This is a genomic window from Ruegeria sp., assembly GCF_028066395.1.
GTDB lineage: Bacteria > Pseudomonadota > Alphaproteobacteria > Rhodobacterales > Rhodobacteraceae > Ruegeria.
This window is the reverse complement of sequence record NZ_JALCBM010000080.1, coordinates 1-18,628: the sequence shown is the minus strand read 5'-3', so window position 1 is coordinate 18,628 and position 18,628 is coordinate 1. Positions and strand designations below refer to the sequence as shown.

Annotated in this window: 18 protein-coding genes; 9 read left to right on the top strand and 9 right to left on the bottom strand. The window is 61.3% G+C overall.

The window, feature by feature from the left end; translation table 11 throughout:
- Window positions 1-110 precede the first annotated feature (110 nt).
- Window positions 111-902, top strand: coding sequence for an FAD binding domain-containing protein (locus MPJ51_RS19060; protein ID WP_298390101.1), 792 nt, complete (start codon window positions 111-113; stop codon window positions 900-902).
- A 49-nt stretch (window positions 903-951) separates the two neighbouring features.
- Here MPJ51_RS19060 and MPJ51_RS19055 read toward each other — a convergent pair whose 3' ends face one another.
- Window positions 952-1,851 (bottom strand): MurR/RpiR family transcriptional regulator, encoded by a 900-nt coding sequence (locus tag MPJ51_RS19055; protein WP_298390097.1) that lies wholly within the window; start codon window positions 1,849-1,851, stop codon window positions 952-954.
- A gap of 89 nt (window positions 1,852-1,940) precedes the next feature.
- Here MPJ51_RS19055 and MPJ51_RS19050 point away from each other — a divergent pair, with 89 nt between their 5' ends.
- Window positions 1,941-2,708 (top strand): 3-keto-5-aminohexanoate cleavage protein, encoded by a 768-nt coding sequence (locus MPJ51_RS19050; RefSeq protein WP_298390094.1) that lies wholly within the window; start codon window positions 1,941-1,943, stop codon window positions 2,706-2,708.
- The gene (locus MPJ51_RS19045; RefSeq protein WP_298390091.1) at window positions 2,705-4,027 is read left to right on the top strand and encodes an aspartate aminotransferase family protein; all 1,323 of its coding nucleotides are present in this window, start codon (window positions 2,705-2,707) and stop codon (window positions 4,025-4,027) included. The genes MPJ51_RS19050 and MPJ51_RS19045 overlap by 4 nt, the downstream gene beginning before the upstream one ends.
- Window positions 4,028-4,038: 11 nt before the next feature.
- Here the strand turns inward: MPJ51_RS19045 and MPJ51_RS19040 are convergent, their stop codons facing one another.
- The 7 genes from MPJ51_RS19040 to MPJ51_RS19010 all read right to left on the bottom strand — a co-directional run bounded on the left by MPJ51_RS19040 (window position 4,039) and on the right by MPJ51_RS19010 (window position 10,240).
- Entirely contained in the window at window positions 4,039-5,148 is a 1,110-nt protein-coding gene (locus MPJ51_RS19040) for an aromatic ring-hydroxylating dioxygenase subunit alpha (RefSeq protein ID WP_298390087.1), read from the bottom strand.
- A gap of 239 nt (window positions 5,149-5,387) precedes the next feature.
- Window positions 5,388-5,849, bottom strand: coding sequence for a translation initiation factor IF-3 (infC, locus tag MPJ51_RS19035; RefSeq protein WP_337959823.1), 462 nt, complete (start codon window positions 5,847-5,849; stop codon window positions 5,388-5,390).
- Window positions 5,850-6,095: 246 nt separating this feature from the next.
- Window positions 6,096-6,929 carry a ferredoxin--NADP reductase gene (locus MPJ51_RS19030; protein WP_298390083.1) on the bottom strand — a complete coding sequence of 278 codons (834 nt, stop codon included), beginning with the start codon at window positions 6,927-6,929 and terminating at the stop codon, window positions 6,096-6,098.
- A 108-nt stretch (window positions 6,930-7,037) separates the two neighbouring features.
- On the bottom strand, window positions 7,038-7,445 hold the full coding sequence (locus MPJ51_RS19025) for a DUF934 domain-containing protein (protein ID WP_298390080.1): 408 nt from the start codon (window positions 7,443-7,445) through the stop codon (window positions 7,038-7,040).
- A complete protein-coding gene (locus MPJ51_RS19020) occupies window positions 7,442-8,203 on the bottom strand; it encodes a phosphoadenylyl-sulfate reductase (protein ID WP_298390077.1) in 762 nt (253 codons plus the stop codon). The genes MPJ51_RS19025 and MPJ51_RS19020 overlap by 4 nt, the downstream gene beginning before the upstream one ends.
- Window positions 8,193-9,857, bottom strand: coding sequence for a nitrite/sulfite reductase (locus tag MPJ51_RS19015; protein WP_298390074.1), 1,665 nt, complete (start codon window positions 9,855-9,857; stop codon window positions 8,193-8,195). The genes MPJ51_RS19020 and MPJ51_RS19015 overlap by 11 nt, the downstream gene beginning before the upstream one ends.
- A 68-nt stretch (window positions 9,858-9,925) precedes the next feature.
- Window positions 9,926-10,240 (bottom strand): DUF2849 domain-containing protein, encoded by a 315-nt coding sequence (locus tag MPJ51_RS19010; RefSeq protein ID WP_298390071.1) that lies wholly within the window; start codon window positions 10,238-10,240, stop codon window positions 9,926-9,928.
- 155 nt (window positions 10,241-10,395) lie between these two features.
- Here MPJ51_RS19010 and MPJ51_RS19005 point away from each other — a divergent pair, with 155 nt between their 5' ends.
- Window positions 10,396-10,875, top strand: a complete 480-nt coding sequence (locus tag MPJ51_RS19005) for an Lrp/AsnC family transcriptional regulator (RefSeq protein ID WP_298390069.1) — start codon at window positions 10,396-10,398, stop codon at window positions 10,873-10,875.
- A gap of 136 nt (window positions 10,876-11,011) precedes the next feature.
- Here the strand turns inward: MPJ51_RS19005 and MPJ51_RS19000 are convergent, their stop codons facing one another.
- Window positions 11,012-12,193 carry a cytochrome P450 gene (locus MPJ51_RS19000; protein ID WP_298390066.1) on the bottom strand — a complete coding sequence of 394 codons (1,182 nt, stop codon included), beginning with the start codon at window positions 12,191-12,193 and terminating at the stop codon, window positions 11,012-11,014.
- Between the two features lie 47 nt (window positions 12,194-12,240).
- On the opposite strand from MPJ51_RS19000, the gene MPJ51_RS18995 reads away from it, so the two are divergent.
- From MPJ51_RS18995 to MPJ51_RS18975, 5 genes are all read left to right on the top strand, one after another.
- Window positions 12,241-13,968 (top strand): ATP-binding protein, encoded by a 1,728-nt coding sequence (locus MPJ51_RS18995; RefSeq protein ID WP_298390063.1) that lies wholly within the window; start codon window positions 12,241-12,243, stop codon window positions 13,966-13,968.
- Window positions 13,965-15,194, top strand: a complete 1,230-nt coding sequence (locus MPJ51_RS18990) for a sigma-54 dependent transcriptional regulator (RefSeq protein WP_298390060.1) — start codon at window positions 13,965-13,967, stop codon at window positions 15,192-15,194. The genes MPJ51_RS18995 and MPJ51_RS18990 overlap by 4 nt, the downstream gene beginning before the upstream one ends.
- Window positions 15,195-15,558: 364 nt before the next feature.
- Entirely contained in the window at window positions 15,559-16,560 is a 1,002-nt protein-coding gene (locus MPJ51_RS18985; RefSeq protein ID WP_298390057.1) for a DctP family TRAP transporter solute-binding subunit, read from the top strand.
- A 118-nt stretch (window positions 16,561-16,678) separates the two neighbouring features.
- Entirely contained in the window at window positions 16,679-17,356 is a 678-nt protein-coding gene (locus MPJ51_RS18980; RefSeq protein ID WP_298390055.1) for a TRAP transporter small permease, read from the top strand.
- A partial coding sequence (locus tag MPJ51_RS18975) for a TRAP transporter large permease (RefSeq protein ID WP_298390052.1) occupies window positions 17,356-18,628 on the top strand: 1,273 nt, incomplete at its 3' end. The genes MPJ51_RS18980 and MPJ51_RS18975, both read left to right, overlap by 1 nt.

Below are 18,628 nucleotides of genomic sequence, written 5' to 3'. Positions count from 1 at the left end.
ATGAACGGATGAGTTGAGAGGGCGGGTGCGAGGGGCCAGCCCCTCGCGCTCCCCGAGATATTTATGGCCAGATGAAGGGCGGATACCCGTCTTTCGGAAAGGAAAGCGAAATGTACAATTTCGAGTTTGAGAAGCCCTCTACCATCGCGGATGCGGTGGCGGCTTTGGGGGCTGAGGATGCGCAGGCTTTGGGGGGCGGGCAGACCTTGATCCCGACGCTGAAGCAACGCCTGGCGTCGCCATCGGTTCTGGTGTCGGTCAGCGGCATTGCCGAGATGCAAGGCGTTTGTATCGAGGACGATGGCGCGGTTGCGATTGGTGGGGCGACGACCCATGCCACCGTGGCGCGTGATGCGGCGGCGGCGTATCCGGCGCTGGCCGCGTTGGCGGGGCAGATCGGTGATCCGGCGGTGCGCAATCGCGGCACGATTGGCGGGTCGATTGCCAATAATGATCCGGCGGCCTGTTATCCGGCGGGCGCGTTGGGGTCGGGAGCCACGATCATCACCAATACGCGTCAGATCGCGGCGGATGATTTCTTTGAGGGCATGTTCTCGACCGCGCTGGATGAGGGGGAGATCATCACCTCGGTCCGGTTCCCGGTGCCGCAGGCGGCGAGCTATCAGAAGTTCCTGCAGCCGGCCTCGCGCTTTGCTTTGGTCGGTGTCTATCTGGCGCGGTTTGCGGATGGTGTCCGGGTTGCCGTGACCGGTGCCAGTGAGGATGGCGTGTTCCGCTGGTCTGAGGCCGAGGAGGCGTTGAACAAGGCGTTCCGTGCTGATGCGCTGATGGATTTGCGGGTCAATCCGATGAACATGATCGGTGACCTGCATGGCAGCAAGGAATACCGGGCGCATCTTGTGAATGTCATGACTCGGCGCGCGGTGGAAGCCTGCCTGTAAGTCTATGTGATTGAAGGGAAAGCCGTGGCCCTTTGGGCTGCGGCTTTTTCTATGGCTTTCGGATACGGGGCAAGTTAGCGGGGCGCCAATAGGCGCCGGTGTCTTCGCGGGCTTTCTGGTATTCGGCGACTCTTTGACGGGCGGCATCCCCGCCTGCGGCAAAGAGGTGGCCTAGCAGGCATTCCAGTACCGCCATCGCCCCGGAAAAGCTGGAGAGCGGATGTTGGGCGCGGGTGCTGATGGGCAGGGTTATGTCGGGCTCGACCCCAGGGGCGATCACGTCGCTGTCGGACAGCAGCACGATCCGCAGGCCCCGGTCGCGGGCAAAGCGCATGGATTGGATCGTGTCCGCCGAATAGGGCTGGACGGTGATGGCGAAGAGGCAATCACCCGGTTCGGCTTCGATCAGATCGTCGATGGCCGATCCCATATGACGGGGCACCAGTTGAAAGCCGGGATGGGCCATGCGACCGGCATAGTGGAAATAATAGGCCAGCGCATAGCTAGACCGGGTGGCCGTCACAAAGCACCGTTTAGCTGATGTCATGTGCTCGATGGCCTGTTCCACAAGCTGCGGCTTCATCAGGCGGAGCGAGCGGGACGCCACATTGAGTTCGTTTTGAGCAAAGCTGGCCTGAGCGGCGCTGAACCCATCAGTGGCGCTCATGTCCTTCAGCCAGTCCTGACCCAGTCGATCCTCGCGATCCGTGACGAGGGTTTGGCGGAAGGGACGGCGGAGGGCCTCGAAACTGTCAAAGCCCATGCGTTGGGCCAGACGCACCAGCACGTTGGAACTGACGCCGATGCGGTCAGCCGTGGTGCGGATCGGGTTCAGGCCGAAATCGCCGGGATTGTCGATGATGTATTTGGCGGCGGCCTGCATTTGGGGGGGCAGGTTGTCGATCTCGTGGCGCAGGTGATTGGTGAGGTGGGTGAGTGAATGCTCCATGAGTGCATAAAAACAAATGTTTTGTAGAAAGGAAATTGAAAACGTAGCGGCTGCGGTTAGGTCGAGGGTGAATTGGGATTGAGGGTGTCATGTCAGACGACACGAAGAATGAGCTTCCCTATGTGCTGGTCGCACCCAATGGAGCGCGGCGAGGGCAGAGGGATCATGCGGCGTTGCCGGTTGCCATGGATCAGATCGTGCAGACCGCGCGGGCGTGTCATGGTTCGGGTGCGCATGGGATACATCTGCATGTTCGGGATGGGGCGGGGCGGCATTCTCTGGATGCCGGGCTGTATTTGGAAACCATAGCTGAACTGCAACGCTGCGTGCCGCGGATGGACATCCAGATCACGACTGAGGCGGCGGGTATCTATGACGTGGCGGCTCAGCAGGCGTGTCTGAAGGCTGTGCAGCCGCAATGGGCCTCGATTTCTGTGCGAGAGATTGCGCGAGAGCCTGATCTGGCGCCTCGGGTCTATGCGCGGTGCCATGAGCAGGGGACACGGGTGCAGCATATCCTTTATGATGCGGCGGATGCGGAGTTGCTGACCCGCTGGCAGGCAGACGCTATCGTACAGCTGGATCAGACCGATCGCCTGCTGGTGTTGGGACGGTATGCGTCCGGTCAGCAATCGGACCCTGCTGATCTGGATCAGTTCCCGGCCAGCCCGGCGCGCTGGATGGTCTGTGCTTTTGGGGCGCAGGAACATGCCTGTCTGGCGCGGGCCGCTGCGCTGGGTGGCGATGTGCGGGTCGGGTTTGAAAACGCGCTGACGGGGCCGGACGGGGTGCCTTGGGCGGATAATGCGGCCTCGGTCGCGGCACTGGTGGATGTACTGAAAGGGAATTTGAAATGAGTCATGTTTTTCCGCGTCATACCAAATCCGAACTGCCGGTGGCGGCTGGGGGTGATGGCTGTTACCTGATTGATGCGCAGGGGCGGCGCTATCTGGATTGCGGCGATGCTGCCGTGTCCTGTCTGGGGCATTCGAACCCGGTGGTGATCAAGGCGGTGCAGGATCAGGTGGCGCAGATTGCCTTTGCCCATACCGGGTTCATGACCTCGGAACCGGCCGAGGCGCTGGCCGATCTGTTGATCGAGCATGCGCCGGGTGATCTGGACCGGGTGTATTTTGTCTCGGGCGGGTCCGAGGCAACCGAGGCGGCGATCAAGCTGGCGCGACAGTATTTTCTGGAGATCGGGCAGACTGAACGCCGCCATGTGATTGCCCGCAAGCAGAGCTATCACGGAAATACGCTGGGGGCTTTGTCGGCGGGGGGCAATGCGTGGCGGCGCGCGCAATTTGCGCCGATGCTGATCGAGATGACCCATATCGCGCCCTGCTTTGAATATGCTGAAAAGCCTGAGGGCGAAAGCAGCTATGACTACGGCCAGCGCGTCGCCAATGAGTTGGAAGCCGAGATCCTGCGCCTCGGTCCCGATACAGTGATGGCGTTCATGGCGGAACCCGTCGTGGGCGCGACGCTGGGTGCGGTGCCTGCGGTCGAGGGGTATTTCAAGCGTATCCGCGAGATTTGCGACCAGTATGGTGTGCTGCTGATTCTGGATGAGGTGATGTGCGGTATGGGTCGCACTGGCCATCTGTTTGCCTGTGATCATGACGGGATTGCGCCGGATATTCTGTGTATTGCCAAAGGGTTGGGTGCCGGATATCAGCCGATTGGCGCAATGCTGTGTACGGGACAGATTTACGACGCGATCCGCGATGGCTCGGGCTTTTTCCAGCACGGGCATACCTATGTCGGGCATCCGGTGGCCACAGCGGCAGCACTGGCGGTTGTGCAGGAACTGACGGGCCGCGATCTGCCCGCGCGGGCTGGCGTTATGGGCGAAAAGCTGCAATCCGCGCTTGAGGCCGCATTCGGACAGCACCCCAATGTCGGCGATATCCGGGGCCGAGGGCTGTTTCGCGGTATCGAACTGGTAGCCGACCGCGACAGCAAAACCCCGTTTGATCCAGCGCTCGGGGTGGCCGGAAAGATCAAGAAGGCGGCGCTGGCTGAAGGGCTGATCTGCTATCCGATGTCCGGCACGCGGGACGGGCGGCAGGGGGATCACATCTTGCTGGCACCGCCGTTCATCATTGAGGACGCGCAGATCGAGGAACTGATCGACAAGCTGGGCAAGGCCATCTCGGCGTCACTTCCGCAGTAAAACAACGGTATTCAGGGGGCCGTGGTTTCCATGGCCTTCTGATAATGCGCGTTGAACGCCATGATCGGATGCTCTGACTGCGAAGAACAGGCATCATCCACCACCAGCGCGCCATATCCCAGCGCGCCGCTTTCCAGACCGCGTTGAACCGAATCCACAATTGGGGCGTCCTCGGCAAAGGTTGTGGTGCGGTGCTGCAGGATGATCTCGTGTTCGACCGCGTTCGGCTTCGCTTCGGGCAGCCACCAGTCAACCTCGATCTTGGTCGCATCGACGGCAAGCGGCTTCCAGCGATAGGTGTTCACGATGCCGCCGGGATAGACCTGCAGCGCGAAAAGAGGGAAGAACCACCAAGTCAGGAACTTGTCGGTGCGGGCCTCGGGGTCGGCGACATAGCTGTAGGATTTCTGCCCCTCCGGGCGGGCGGGGCTGGCGTGGCGGATGCCATAGTCAAAGCCGCTGGTGCGGTACTGGTCCGGATCGACCACGCCGGTGGTCAGCGTCTTGTGTACCACGGCACAGTGGTAGCATTCGTTGAAATTCTCGGCGACCACCTTCCAGTTGGCGCGGGCCAGACGTTCGGTGCGGTCGGCGCGTTTGTAGGTGGTCAGGTTGGGCGCGTATTCGGTGATCTCGGTCAAAGCCTCACGGGCCAGTTTGGCCATCGGGCGCGCATCGGGATCGAGGTTTACAAGGATCAGGCCAAAGAACAGCTCGACCCGGACGGGCCGCAGCTTGTATCGGCTTTTGTCAAACCCCGGAAAGGCTGCGGCATTGGGGGCCGCGCGCAGCTGGCCGGTCGTGTCATAGGTCCAGGCGTGATAGGGGCAGGTCATCTTCTTGGTGCAGCCCTTGCCGTTCAGCAACTCGTGGCCGCGATGCACGCAGACATTGTAGAACGCGCGGATCTCACCATCCTGACCCCGGATCACGATGACCGAGACGCCGCTGATGTCTTCAACCACATAGTCGCCGAAATTGGGAATATCCGTCTGATGACCCACCAATTGCCACGACCGGCGAAAAATGCGGACCCGTTCCTGAGCAAAGACGGTTTCGTCACAATAGGCTCGCGCCGGGAGCGACTGGTACACACCGCCCGAGAATGACATTTCACCCATCGCCGCCTCCTGTGCCGGATCGCCTTATCTTGGGTCGGAACGGGCGCCGGAACTGTCCATTTTGCGCCAACGCGCTGTCGAAATCAGAGCGCCCGTATTCGACATGTGGTCGGATTCAGGCCCTGCTGATCTGGGTGAGAAAACAGACGGGTGCAAATCGCGGGTGATGACATCAAGGTGAACGAAAAAACCCTGCCCGAGGCGGTCGGGCAGGGTTTCAATACGGATATGTGCGGATGTTACTTCTGCGGCAGCGGGCCGATCATCATGATCATCTGACGGCCTTCCATCTTCGGCATGTTCTCGACCTTGCCGATTTCCTTGATGTCAGCGGCAACGCGTTCCAGCAGCTCGCGCCCCAGATTCTGGTGCGCCATCTCGCGGCCACGGAACCGCAGGGTCACTTTGACCTTGTCGCCGTTCTCAAGGAACTTGAACACGTTGCGCATTTTCACGTCATAGTCATGGGTGTCGGTGTTGGGCCGGAATTTGACCTCTTTCACCTCGATGACTTTTTGCTTTTTGCGGGCTTCGCTTTCGCGTTTCTGCTGTTCGTACTTGAACTTGCCAAAATCCATGATCTTGCAGACCGGCGGGTTCGCGTTGGGCGAAATCTCGACCAGATCAAGACCGGCATCAGCGGCAAGTTGCATGGCTTTGGCGGGATGAACCACCCCGACATTTTCACCTTCAGCGCCGATCAGGCGAATTTCGGGGGCACGGATTTTGTCATTGACGCGCGGGCCGGTATCTCGTTGTGGCGGCGCGTTGTGAGGTCTGCGAGCTATGGGTTCATTCCTTTGATGATTGCAGAATTTCAGGCCCGGAATTTAGACCGGGCCGCAGCGTGTTTCAAGCGGCATAAAGCGGGCCTTGAGCGATATTTCCCGGTTTTGCCAATGGTTTTGGGCGGGCAGGGCGGTCAGGCGCCCAACCCGCAATCGCGATCAGCCGACAAAGGCCTTTTCGATCACGAATTCCTTGGGGTCGGAATTCGCGCCTTCGCGCAGGCCGAACTCTTCCAGAATGGCCTTGATGTCGTGGTTGAAGGCCAGGCTGCCGCAGACCATCGCACGGTCGGTATCGGGCTTGATGCCGCCATCGATGCCCAGATCGGCAAAGACGGTGCCATCTTTCAGCAGCTCGGTGATGCGGCCCATCTTGGGGCTCTCTTCCCGGGTGGTGGTCGGGTAATAGCGGATCTTGTCGGCAAAGCCTTCGCCGATCAGTTCGGCCAGCATCTCATCCTGACGGATGTTGTCGATCAGCTCACGCCCATAATCCAGTTCGGCCACGTCGCGGCAGGTATGGGTGATGATGACCTCGTCATAATCCTCATAGGTCTGCGGTTCGCGCAGCAAGGATGCGAAGGGGGCAAAGCCGGTGCCGGTGGCAAAGAACCACAGCCGCTTGCCGGGCAGCAGCGCGTCGTGGACCAGCGTACCCACGGGCTTGGGCCGCAGGATGATCTGGTCGCCGGGCTGGATGTGCTGCAGTTTCGAGGTCAGCGGACCGTCCTGCACCTTGATCGAGTAGAACTCCATCTCTTCGTCCCATGCGGGGCTGGCGATGGAATAGGCGCGCAGCAGCGGTTTGCCATTGTCACCCAGCAGGCCGATCATCACGAACTCGCCCGAGCGGAACCGCAGCGAGGCAGGCCGCGTCACGCGGAACGAGAACAGGCGGTCGGTCCAGTGCTTCACCTCGGTGACGGTCTGGGCGTCGGGCAGAACGGGGGCCTTGACGGCGGTTGCTTCACTCACGGATTTCATCTCTGTCATCGTTTCACTGCCGGTCAGCTAAACCGGCATCTCCGTTTAATCTTTGATCCAAGTCAGGAAAAGGGGCTAATTGCCCCTTTGGTGTCACAAGCTGGCGAATTGGCGGATTTATCCGCGCAGGCGGGCCTGATAGTTGTTGTCTTTCCAGTTGGCGCGCGCCAGCCATTGGTCTTCGGGCTGACGTCCGGCCAGGGCATGATCGATCTCGACCTCGTCAAAACCGCTGCGCCGCGCCATGGCGTATTGGTCGGCCAGCACATGGCCCTTGGCACGCAGACGGCCCGTGTAGCCTTTCAGCCGCAGGGTGCGTGCAATGGTAAAGCCGCGCCCATCGGCGAAGGACGGGAAATCCACGCGCACCATGCGGGCGCTGCCCAGCCGGTCATACAGTTCGTCCGGGTCGGTATCCGATGTCACATCCAGTGCGACCACGTCATTGGCGGCGTCGTCCAGCGTGACGAAACCATCCGTCCAGTCATCGGGGGCGAACCCCTCATCCGTTACGATTACGTTCATGTTTTCTCTCCGGCGCGCACCATTTTGCCATCTACAAAATGAATGCCGCATTCTTCCTTGTCTGCGTTGCGCCAGCGTCCGGCGCGGGGGTCTTCGCCCTCTTTGACCGGCGAGGTGCAGGGCGCACAGCCAATCGAAGGGTATCCTTTGGCCACCAGCGGGTGCCGGGGCAGGTTGTTTTCGATCATATAGGTGCGCACATCCTCGGGCGCCCAATGGGCCAGCGGGTTGACCTTGATCCGGCCGGTGCCGTCTTCGACCTCAAAGAATTCCAGTGCCGCGCGTGTTCCCGATTGGAACCGTTTGCGGCCGGTGATCCATCCGTCATAGCCGGTCAAGGCCTGCTGCAGCGGAAAGGTCTTGCGCAGGTTGCAGCAGGCATCCGTATCCCGCAGCCGCAGCGCACCATAGGGGTCGTCACGCTGAACATCTTCATCATCGGCGCGGATGATGCGGACGTTTTTCAGGCCCAGACGTTCGCTGACCTCATGCTGGTATTCCAGCGTTTCGGTGAACAGCATTTGCGTGTCCACAAACAGCACCGGCGTCGCCTTGTCGACTACCGCCGCCATATGCAGCAACACCACCGATTCCGCGCCAAAGCTTGAGACCAGAGCAAGCTGCTCGATCTCGGCAATCGCGCCATGCATCACGTCATGGGCGGAATGGTGGCGGAACCGGGCATTCAGCGCGTCGACCTTTTCGGTCAGCTCCGCGCGGTCCTGACCCAGTTCCGTCTGGATCAGGTCAAGCGGCATTGGCCTGCGTCTCGGGGTAGAGGGCGGCCTTGAACGGGGCCATGCCAACCCGGCGATAGGTTTGCAGGAACGTCTCTTCGGCGCTGTCGCGCTGGTCCAGATAGGTGTCGACGATGCGCTCGACCGCAGGGACGATTTCGTCATAGGCAAAGCCCGGACCGGTGCGGTCGCCGATGGCCGCTGTCTCAGTGCCGTCACCACCCAGCGTGATCTGGTAGTTTTCGACGCCTGCACGATCCAGACCCAGGATACCGATATGGCCAACATGGTGGTGACCACAGGCGTTGATGCAGCCCGAGATCTTGATCTTCAGGTGGCCGATATCATGCTCGAGCTTCAGGTCTTCGAACCGGGTCGCGATTTCCTGTGCAACCGGGATCGAACGTGCCGTCGCCAGCGCGCAGTAATCCATGCCGGGGCAGGCGATGATATCACTGATCAGGCCGATATTGGCGGTCGCCAGTTCGTATTCTTTCAGCTTGGCGTGGATCGCGGGCAGGTCCGATTTGTGGACATGCGGCAGGATCACGTTCTGCTCATGGCTGATGCGCAGCTCGTCATAGGCGAACTCTTCGGCCAGATCGGCCATGACGCGCATCTGCTCGGCGGTTGCGTCGCCCGGTGTCTGGCCGTGCTTTTTGATCGAGATCGTGACGATCGCGTGGTCCGCATCCTTGTGCGGCGCGATATTGGTATCGACCCACGAGCGGAAAACCGGATCGTTGGTATAGGCGCTTTCAAAGGACGCAACCGAAGCCTTGCGGAACGCAGGCGGCGCGAAATGGCCCTTGATCTCGTCCAGCAGCGCCATGTCGGCACCTTTGAACTGCGGGCGCACCTGCAGGAAGCGTTCATTGACCTTGGCGCGGATGGTGTCGATGCCGTTCTCGTGCACGGTGATCTTGATGCGCGCCTTGTACTTGTTGTCGCGGCGACCGATCTGGTTCCAGACCGAAACGGTGGCTTCCAGATAGGCCAGCAGATCGTCAAAGGCGACGAATTCGGACAGTTCCTTGCCGATCATCGGGGTACGGCCCAGACCGCCACCAACGATAACGCGGGCACCCAGAACGCCGTCACGCTCGACCAGTTGCAGGCCGATGTCATGCGCCTTGATCACGGCACGGTCGTTTTCCGAACCGGTGATGGCGATCTTGAACTTGCGCGGCATGAACTGGAATTCCGGGTGGTCGGTCGACCACTGGCGCAGCAGTTCGGCATAGGGGCGCGGATCGGCGATCTCATCGGCGGCGGCACCGGCGAAATGGTCGGCGGTCACGTTGCGGATGGTGTTGCCCGAGGTTTGGATGGCGTGCATGCCAACCTCGGCCAGCGCGTCCAGCATATCCGGCACGTCTTTCAGCTTGGGCCAGTTGTACTGGATGTTCTGACGGGTGGTGAAATGGCCATAACCCTTGTCCCACTTTTCGGCCAGCAGGGCCAGTTGACGCATCTGCGCGCTGGACAGCGTGCCATAGGGGATTGCAACCCGCAGCATATAGGCGTGCAGCTGCAGATACAGACCGTTCATCAGGCGCAGGGGCTTGAATTCATCCTCGGTCAGCGACCCGTCGATGCGGCGCTCGACCTGGGCGCGGAACTGGGCGTTACGTTCTGCCAGAAAGTCGTGATCAAACTCGGAGTAGCGATACATATCTAGCTGTCCTTAATTGCAGCCCCGAACCTATGGGGCCTTGAAGAGGGGAGAGAGTGGGCCAGAGGTCAGGCCCGGGGCTGCGGGGAGGTTTCCTGTTTGCCGTGGGCATAGTTGGACGGACCGGTGCGGCGGAAATCCTCCCGGAAATGGGTGGGCTCGGGGCCATTATCCCCGGCGACGGCATCGGCCAGATAGGCACCGACGATCTTGCTTGTCTGACGCGAGGCATCCAGCAGGCGGACCTGCGCGTGGGCCTCATCGGTGATCAGCTCGGCCTCGGACAATTCGCGCGACCAGCGGTCATCCTCGGTCAGGTAAATCACGTCGCCTTCGAGCAGGTCGTTGGCGGTAACCACTTTGGGCGTAAAAGCGCGGGCCATCTGGCGTGCTCCTCGTTGCATTCGGTGTCGTTTGACTTGCCTCCTAATATAGGAAATATTCCCGCCATATCGCCATATCGTGCGGCAAATAAGAACGAATGTTCCAGTGTGTTGAGGATGTGGAACGTGAGTTTCAAATCTGGAGAGAAATTGGAATGTCAGTTCGAATAGACGAAACAGATCGGAAAATTCTGGCCGAGCTGCAACGGGATGCCAGCCAGTCACTGGACGAAATCGCTGCCCGTGTCGGCAGTTCCAAGACGCCGGTGTGGAATCGTATCCGCAAGCTGAAGGGGGCGGGGGTGATCGGTCAGCAGACCGTTTTGCTGGACGCCGAGGCGCTGGGGTTCGAGGCCACATTCTTTGTTCTGATCCGTACCTCGGAACACGAGGCGGACTGGCAGCGAAAATTCCTCAAAGCCCTGCGCGACCGCCCTGAGGTGCAAGAGGCGCACCGGCTAGCCGGTGACATCGACTATATCCTCAAGGTCCGCGTAAAAAACGCGCGCGCCTATGATTCCTTTTATCAGGCGCTGATTTCAGAAGTGCGTGTGCACAACGTCACGGCATTGCTGTCGATGGAGGAAATCAAATCAACAACGATGCTGCCCTTGAACGCACTGAAGGAAACCTAAGCGTGGAAGGGGGCGCTGCCCCCGCCGCCCGATCCGGGCGACTCCCCCGGGATATTTTGAGCCAGATGAACAGGGGATCCATCCTTCATCTGGCCAAAAATATCCCCGCCGGAGGCATTGCGCGGCACGCGCAATTTCAGATGCGCACCATAAGGTTTGTCAGCCCGTGGAAATGATAGGTATCCGCATAGTCCGGGTGCCCGGCAAGGCGCAGGTTCGGGCAGCGATCAAACAGGATGGGTAACCCGATGCGCATTTCCAGCCGCGCCAGGGGTGCGCCGACGCAGAAATGGACGCCTCCGCCAAAGCTGGAATTGGTGGTGATCGCGCGGGTTGGGTCGAAGGTATTGGGATCGGACCAGACCGTCGGATCGCGGTTGGCGGCGCCCAGAAGCAGCGCCACCTGATCGCCCCGCTTGAAGCGGTGGCCGAATAACTCGACCTCTTCATAGGCATAGCGGGTGAACAGGTGCAGCGGCGGGTCGTAGCGTAGGATTTCCTCGACGGTGCGGTCTATGGTGTCGGGGTGCAGGACATCAGCAGAAATCCGGGTTTGCAGGAGTGTCCTCACGCCATTGCCCAGCGAATGCACCGTCGCCTCGTGCCCGGCATTCAGCAGCAGGATGCAGGTTGAGATGAGTTCGGCGCGAGAGAGTTTCTCACCATCCTCCTCGGCCGCAATCAGCCGGGTGATCAGATCATCGCGCGGGTCGGTGCGGCGCTGCTCGATATATTCTGTCAGGAACGCAGCGAAGTCCTGCGAGGCCTGTGCGGCGGCATCCTCGATCTGGCGGTTGCGCCCGGCCTGATACATGGCGACCATGGCGTGGGACCAGCGCAGCAGGTCCGGGGCCATGGACTCTGGCACGCCCAGCAGGCGGCAGATCGTGATGACCGGGATTTGCGTACAATAAGCATCCAGCAGATCGAAGGGTTCGCTAGGGAAGGCGTCGATCAGATCGTGGCATAGCTGCTCGATGGCCGGGCCAAGCGCCGCGATGGCGCGCGAGGTGAAGGCCCGCAGGACCAGCGCACGCAGGCGCGTATGGCGGGGCGGTTCTGCCTCAAGCAATGAATGTGCCTCGACCGCCAGCCAAGGGGCGAGGTGGGACGGAGCTACGGGCGCAAGTTCGGCAGGGCATTCGGTTCCGAAACGGCGATCACGAAAGATGTCCTGCACGGCTTTGTGCGAGACCGCCGCAGGCATGTTGTAGTCCTGCCAGAACACCAGATCACCCTCGGCGCGGGCGGTGTCATAGAACGGGTAGGGGTTTTGAACGAAACCGGGATCGGTGGGCGATTGGGACAGTGTCTTCATGCGCGGCAGACTTGCCATGCGGCGCGGCGAATGCAAGACCCTATGGCATGCAAAGGTTTTGGGTCATTGTCGGATTCCTCTGCGCGGTCGGTTTGTTGTCGGCTGCGGTCTGGACCTATGGGTATCGGCAGGCCCTGTCACAGCTGAGCGAAAAGGCCGCCGCAGATCTGGCGCTGGCGTCGGACCGGCTGAGTTCGCAATTGCAAGTCTATCAGGAGCTGGCCGTTTTGATGGCCGGGCATCCAACTTTGACCGGCTTGGACGGCGATGCGCAGGCTAAGGATGCACAGGCCCTGTTACTGGAGGTGGCGGACAAGACGGCGGCAGTGGATGTGCTGTTGGTTGACCGAGGCGGCCGGGTTCTGGCGGCGGCGCATGATGTTGTTGATGGCTCGGTTGAGGGGCAACCGGCCTTTGAGCGTGCGATGCAGGGTGCGTTGGGCAGCGCGCATGGTGTGTCGGAGGGCGGCGTGCGCATTTACTCTTACGCGGCCCCCGTTTTTGCCCCGAACGGGCGGGTTGCGGGCGCGGTGCTGGTGATCGCGGATGTCGAGGATATCGAACAGACCTGGCGCGGCAGCACCGAGGCGGTATTTTTTGTCGATGAGGGGGGCCTTGTGTTCATCTCCAACCGGTCGGAGCTGCTGTTCTGGCAGCGAGGGCCGGGGCAGGTCGGGGTATCACCCTCTGGTGTGGATGTAGATTTCGCCTCGGTTCGCGTGGGTTCGCATGAGTTGTGGCGGTTGGGTTGGGGGCCGTATCTGCCACGTACCGCGTTGCATCTGGCGCGCGATTTGCCGGTGATCGGGCTGACCGGAGAGGTGTTGATGGATGTCACCCCGGCGCAGCGGCTGGCGGCCTTGCAGGCCGCCGCCGTTGCTGCAATCTGTCTGGCATTTGGCGCGTTCCTCTATCTGGCGACCGAGCGGCGGCGGGCACTGGCCGATGCCAATACGGTGCTGGAAAGCCGGGTCGAGCAGCGCACCCGTGCCCTGACCGCCGCCAACGCAGCCCTGCGCCGTGAAGTGGCCGAACGGCAAGAGGCGGAGGCGGCCTTGAAACGGGCGCAAGCCGATCTGGTGCAGGCCGGCAAGCTGAGCGCTTTGGGGCAGATGTCGGCGGGGATCAGTCACGAATTGAACCAGCCGTTGATGGCGATCCGGCAATTTGCCGACAATGGCGCGGCGTTTCTGGATCGGGGCAAGGACGAGAAGGCGGGTGAAAATTTGGGCCGCATATCCGACATGGCATCGCGCATGGCCCGGATCATCAAGAACCTGCGCGCCTTCGCCCGCAATGAAAGTGAGCCGATGGGGCGAGTTGATCTGGTGCAGGTCCTCAACACGGCTGTGGAACTGACCGAGGCGCGGCTGCGGGGTGATGCCGTGGCTTTGGACTGGCACCCGCCGCAAGCGCCGGTTTGTGTCTGGGGCGGCGAGGTGCGGCTGGTGCAGGTCTTTGTCAACCTGATCAACAATGCCGCTGACGCCATGGCGGGGCAGGTGGGCAAGCGGATCGTCATCTCGCTGAAACCGGGGCCGCGCCCGTCCGTCTCGGTGCGTGATACCGGCCCGGGGATTGCCGATCCCGACCGGGTGTTCGAGCCGTTTTATTCGACCAAAACCGTGGGCACGTCCGAAGGGATGGGGCTGGGCCTGTCGATCTCTTACGGGTTGGTGCAAAGCTTTGGTGGCGATATTCGGGGGGCGAACACCCCCGACGGTGCCGAATTCACCGTGGAACTGGACCCTTGTGCAAAGGATGAGGCCGCATGATCCGCAAGGTCTTACTGGTCGATGACGATGCCGCCGTGCGCGAGGCGCTGGCGCAGACGCTGGAACTGGCGGAGTATGAACCGGTGACGGCGGGGTCGTTCGTGGCGGCCAAGGATCATATCCGCCGGGATTTTTCGGGGGTTGTCGTCTCGGACATCCGCATGCCGGGGCGGGACGGGTTTCATCTGCTGTCCTATGCGCGCGACACCGATCCCGATCTGCCGGTTGTGCTGCTGACCGGCGAGGGCGACATCCCGATGGCAGTGCAGGCCATGGGGCAGGGGGCGTTCGATTTTCTGGAAAAGCCCTGCGCTGCGGCTGATCTGCTGGCCGTGTTGGAACGTGCGTTCGAGGCGCGGTCTCAGGTGCTGGAAACCCGGGCGCTGAAGCGCGAGATGGAGCGGGGCGATCCGGCGGCGCGGATGCTGTTCGGACGCTCGCAACAGGCCGAGGGGCTGCGCGACCGGGTGCGCGCCGTGGCTCCGACCCGGGCTGAGGTGCTGGTTACCGGGCCTGCGGGCAGTGGCATTTCCAAGGTGGCCGAGGTGGTGCATCTGATGTCGCCGGTCGGGCAGGGGCCGTTTGTCAAACGGGCGGCCTCGGGACTTTCGCCCGAGGAGCTGTTGCGCGGATGCGAGGATGGCGCGGGCGGGTCGCTGTTTCTGGATGAGGTCTCGGCCATGCCGGACGCGACCCAATATGCGGCACTGGAAGTGATGGAGAAAGGCGCGGATGTGCGCATCATTGCCGGGACCACCGCTGATCTGGCGGCTTTGTCCGCACAGGGGGCGTTCAACGCGGACCTGTTCTATCGCCTTGACGTGATGCGGGTGCGCATCCCGTCGCTGGCCGAGCGGCCCGAGGATATTCCGGTGCTGTTTCGCCATTACGTGGCTCAGGCCGCAGAGCAATCGGGGATTGCGGCGCCCGAGGTGACCTCGGACCATTTGGCGGCGCTGATGGCGCAGGATTGGCCGGGCAATGCGCGATCCCTGATGTCGGCGGCGATGCGGTTTGTGCTGGGTATGCCCGAGGACGTGGCCAATGCCGCCGATCTGGGGCTGAGCGAACAGATGGCGCGGGTGGAACGGTCGTTGCTGATCGCGGCGCTGGGGCGGCATAACGGTAAGGCATCTGATGCCGCCAAGGCGCTGAAACTGCCGCGCAAAACCTTCTACGACAAGCTGTCGCGCTATGGGATACGGCCCGAGGATTATCGCAGGTAGCACTCCCGCCGGCTTGGCCTGCATTGCATGCAGCGCCCGCCGTTGGGCATGGCAGCCCGCCCGGGGGCGGGCTGCGGTTGGCGTATGTGGTGTCTTTGGGTGATTCTTCGAAGCGAATCAGAACTGTGCGGAAATCCGCACAAGTGCCCCTTGGGCTGTGCGAAATTTCGCACTCGATTGTGTTGGCTTCTTTTCACCACATTGGGTGTCTTAGGTAATCATTTGAAAAATATCGATTAAATTCGGGGTTGGTGCCGAGTTAACAAAACGTTGAGCGGAAATCCGCGATTCGCTTCACTGCGCGCAAGGTTCGCCATTGGGGCGTTCGACTTTGAATTCACAGAAGCCTGGGAGGAGAAAAGACATGAAATTCCTGACAACAACCGCCACAGCGCTTGCCCTGTCGGTTACAGCAACCGCCGGGATGGCGGCCTGTGACGATGGCGAAATCGTCGTCAAGTTCGCGCATGTGACCAACACCGACAAACACCCCAAGGGGATCGCCGCATCGCTGCTGGAACAGCGCGTCAATGACGAGATGCAGGGCGTGATGTGCATGGAGGTTTATCCGAACTCGACCCTCTACAATGACGACAAGGTGCTTGAGGCGATGCTGCAGGGCGACGTGCAACTGGCCGCGCCGTCACTGTCGAAATTCGAGAAGTTTACCAAGCAGTTCCGCCTGTTCGACCTGCCGTTCATGTTCAAGAATATCGACGCGGTGGATGCGTTCCAGGCCTCGGCCGATGGTCAGGCGATGAAGGACAGCATGCAGCGCCGCGGCCTGCAGGGGCTGGCCTTCTGGCACAATGGCATGAAGCAGATGTCGGCCAACAAGCCATTGGTTGATCCGTCGGACGCGGATGGGCTGAAATTCCGGGTGCAATCCTCGGACGTGCTGGTGGCGCAGATGGAGGCCATCGGGGGCAGCCCGCAGAAAATGGCGTTCTCGGAAGTTTACGGCGCGCTGCAGCAGGGCGTTGTGGACGGGCAAGAGAACACCTGGTCCAACATCTACGGCAAGAAGTTCTTTGAGGTGCAGGACGGCATTACCGAGACCAATCACGGCATCATCGATTATCTGGTCGTGACCTCGGTGGATTGGCTGGACAGCCTGGAACCCGAGGTGCGTGACCAGTTCCTGACCATTTTGGCCGAGGTGTCCGAGACCCGAAACAAGGAAGCCTTTGCGGTGAACGAAGCGGCCAAAGCCTCGATCACCGACGCGGGCGGCATCATCCGCGATCTGAACCCTGAACAGCGTCAGGCTTGGGTCGACGCGATGAAGCCCGTGTGGGATCAGTTCGCCGGTGACGTGGGTCAGGACAAGATCGACGCCGCGCAGGCCATCAACGCCGGGTTCTGATACCGGGCAGGCCGCGCGCGCCCCGGGACTGGGGAGTTGAAGGGACGCGCAGGCCGGGCGGGCCGTATCAGGCCCGCCACTTTTTCACTCTCATCACAAAAAATGCGGGGACAGAGAGATGTCTGGTGCGAATTCCGGCCCGGGCGGGCTGGTCGACCATATCGAAGAAACCCTGATCGCGGTGCTGCTGGGCCTGATGACGGCCGTGACCTTTGCCAATGTGATCGCGCGGTTTTTCTTTAACTCCAACATATTATGGGCGCTGGAACTGACCGTTTTCCTATTCGGCTGGCTGGTGCTGCTGGGCGCGTCTTACGCGGTGAAAAAGCATGCCCATCTTGGGGTCGATGCGATCCTGAACATGCTGGCCCCGGCACCGCGCCGGATATTGGCGTTAATCTCGGTTGCGTGCTGTCTGGTGTTCTCGCTGCTGCTGCTGAAAGGGTCATACGACTATTGGGCGGTGTTTGCCGATTTGCCACCCACGTCGGGGCGCTGGTTCCCGACCGGGTTCAACCTTAGCGCCCGCAGTCAGAGTTTCTATGAGGTTGACGATATCCCCATGGTCGCGCCGCTGCGCTTTCTGGAAGGGATGATCAACTATGGCGAAGGGTACGAAAAGCTGCCCAAGGTGGTGCCCTATTTCGTGCTGCCGCTGTCTATGGTGCTGCTGGTGGTCCGCTTCACGCAGGTCGCGGTACAGATCTGGCGCGGCGAGGCCGACCGCCTTGTCGCCAGCCACGAAGTCGAGGACGAGATCGAAGAGGTCCGGGCCCAGCAAGGAGAGCATGACTGATGGACGTCGTACTTCTATTCTCGATGGTCATTGGCCTGCTGCTGATCGGGGTACCGATTGCGGTGGCGTTGGGCCTCAGTTCGACCCTGTTCCTGCTGATCTATTCCGACAGTTCGCTGGCCTCGGTCGCGGGCACGCTGTTCGAGGCGTTCGAGGGGCATTTCACCCTGCTGGCGATCCCGTTCTTCATTCTGGCCTCGTCCTTCATGACGACGGGCGGTGTGGCGCGGCGGATCATCCGGTTCTCGATAGCCTGTGTGGGGCATCTGCCCGGTGGTCTGGCGATTGCGGGCGTCTTTGCCTGTATGCTGTTTGCCGCGCTGTCGGGGTCTTCGCCTGCGACCGTGGTGGCCATCGGCTCGATTGTGATCGCCGGGATGCGACAGGTGGGTTACTCCAAGGAATTCGCCGCCGGTGTGATCTGTAACGCCGGGACGCTGGGCATTCTGATCCCGCCCTCCATCGTGATGGTGGTCTATGCGGCGGCGGTTGAGGTCTCGGTCGGGCGCATGTTCCTGGCCGGTGTCATCCCGGGCCTGATGGCCGGGCTGATGCTGATGATCACCATCTATGTCATGGCCAAGGTCAAGAACCTGCCCAAGGGCGACTGGAAAGGCTGGGGCGAGATTTTCACCTCGGCGCGTGAGGCCGGATGGGGCCTGTTCCTGATCGTGATCATTCTGGGCGGCATCTATGGTGGTATCTTCACCCCGACCGAGGCTGCGGCCGTGGCCGCCGTCTATGCGTTCCTGATCGCCAGCTTTGTCTACAAGGACATGGGGCCGCTCAGCACCGCCGAAGGCACACCGAACCTGTCGCTGCTGAAACGGCCATACGCGCTGATCACGGCGTTCTTTCACCCCGACACCAAGCACACGCTGTTTGAGGCGGGCAAGCTGACCGTCACCCTGCTGTTCGTGATCGCCAACGCGCTGATACTCAAGCATGTTCTGACGGATGAGCAGGTGCCGCAGCACATCGCCAGCGCCATGCTGTCGGCGGGTCTGGGGCCGGTGACCTTCCTGATCGTGGTCAACGTGATCCTGCTGATCGGTGGGCAGTTCATGGAGCCCTCCGGCCTGCTGGTCATCGTCGCACCGCTGGTGTTCCCGATTGCTATCGAGTTGGGCATCGACCCGATCCATCTGGGCATCATCATGGTGGTCAATATGGAGATCGGGATGATCACGCCTCCGGTCGGGCTGAACCTGTTCGTCACCTCGGGCGTGGCGGGGATGCCGATGATGGGTGTGGTCAAGGCGGCGCTGCCGT

What these genes read in the sequence shown, in the direction of transcription:
- MPJ51_RS19005 (WP_298390069.1), top strand. Translation starts at nt 10,396, where the DNA reads ATGTCAGTTCGAATAGACGAAACAGATCGGAAAATTCTGGCCGAGCTG.
- MPJ51_RS19050 (WP_298390094.1), top strand. Translation starts at nt 1,941, where the DNA reads ATGTCAGACGACACGAAGAATGAGCTTCCCTATGTGCTGGTCGCACCC.
- MPJ51_RS19060 (WP_298390101.1), top strand. Translation starts at nt 111, where the DNA reads ATGTACAATTTCGAGTTTGAGAAGCCCTCTACCATCGCGGATGCGGTG.
- MPJ51_RS19045 (WP_298390091.1), top strand. Translation starts at nt 2,705, where the DNA reads ATGAGTCATGTTTTTCCGCGTCATACCAAATCCGAACTGCCGGTGGCG.
- MPJ51_RS19030 (WP_298390083.1), bottom strand. Translation starts at nt 6,929, where the DNA reads ATGACAGAGATGAAATCCGTGAGTGAAGCAACCGCCGTCAAGGCCCCC.
- MPJ51_RS19040 (WP_298390087.1), bottom strand. Translation starts at nt 5,148, where the DNA reads ATGGGTGAAATGTCATTCTCGGGCGGTGTGTACCAGTCGCTCCCGGCG.
- MPJ51_RS19055 (WP_298390097.1), bottom strand. Translation starts at nt 1,851, where the DNA reads ATGGAGCATTCACTCACCCACCTCACCAATCACCTGCGCCACGAGATC.
- MPJ51_RS19025 (WP_298390080.1), bottom strand. Translation starts at nt 7,445, where the DNA reads ATGAACGTAATCGTAACGGATGAGGGGTTCGCCCCCGATGACTGGACG.
- MPJ51_RS18995 (WP_298390063.1), top strand. Translation starts at nt 12,241, where the DNA reads ATGCAAAGGTTTTGGGTCATTGTCGGATTCCTCTGCGCGGTCGGTTTG.
- MPJ51_RS18980 (WP_298390055.1), top strand. Translation starts at nt 16,679, where the DNA reads ATGTCTGGTGCGAATTCCGGCCCGGGCGGGCTGGTCGACCATATCGAA.
- MPJ51_RS19010 (WP_298390071.1), bottom strand. Translation starts at nt 10,240, where the DNA reads ATGGCCCGCGCTTTTACGCCCAAAGTGGTTACCGCCAACGACCTGCTC.
- MPJ51_RS18985 (WP_298390057.1), top strand. Translation starts at nt 15,559, where the DNA reads ATGAAATTCCTGACAACAACCGCCACAGCGCTTGCCCTGTCGGTTACA.
- MPJ51_RS18990 (WP_298390060.1), top strand. Translation starts at nt 13,965, where the DNA reads ATGATCCGCAAGGTCTTACTGGTCGATGACGATGCCGCCGTGCGCGAG.
- MPJ51_RS19015 (WP_298390074.1), bottom strand. Translation starts at nt 9,857, where the DNA reads ATGTATCGCTACTCCGAGTTTGATCACGACTTTCTGGCAGAACGTAAC.
- MPJ51_RS19020 (WP_298390077.1), bottom strand. Translation starts at nt 8,203, where the DNA reads ATGCCGCTTGACCTGATCCAGACGGAACTGGGTCAGGACCGCGCGGAG.
- MPJ51_RS19000 (WP_298390066.1), bottom strand. Translation starts at nt 12,193, where the DNA reads ATGAAGACACTGTCCCAATCGCCCACCGATCCCGGTTTCGTTCAAAAC.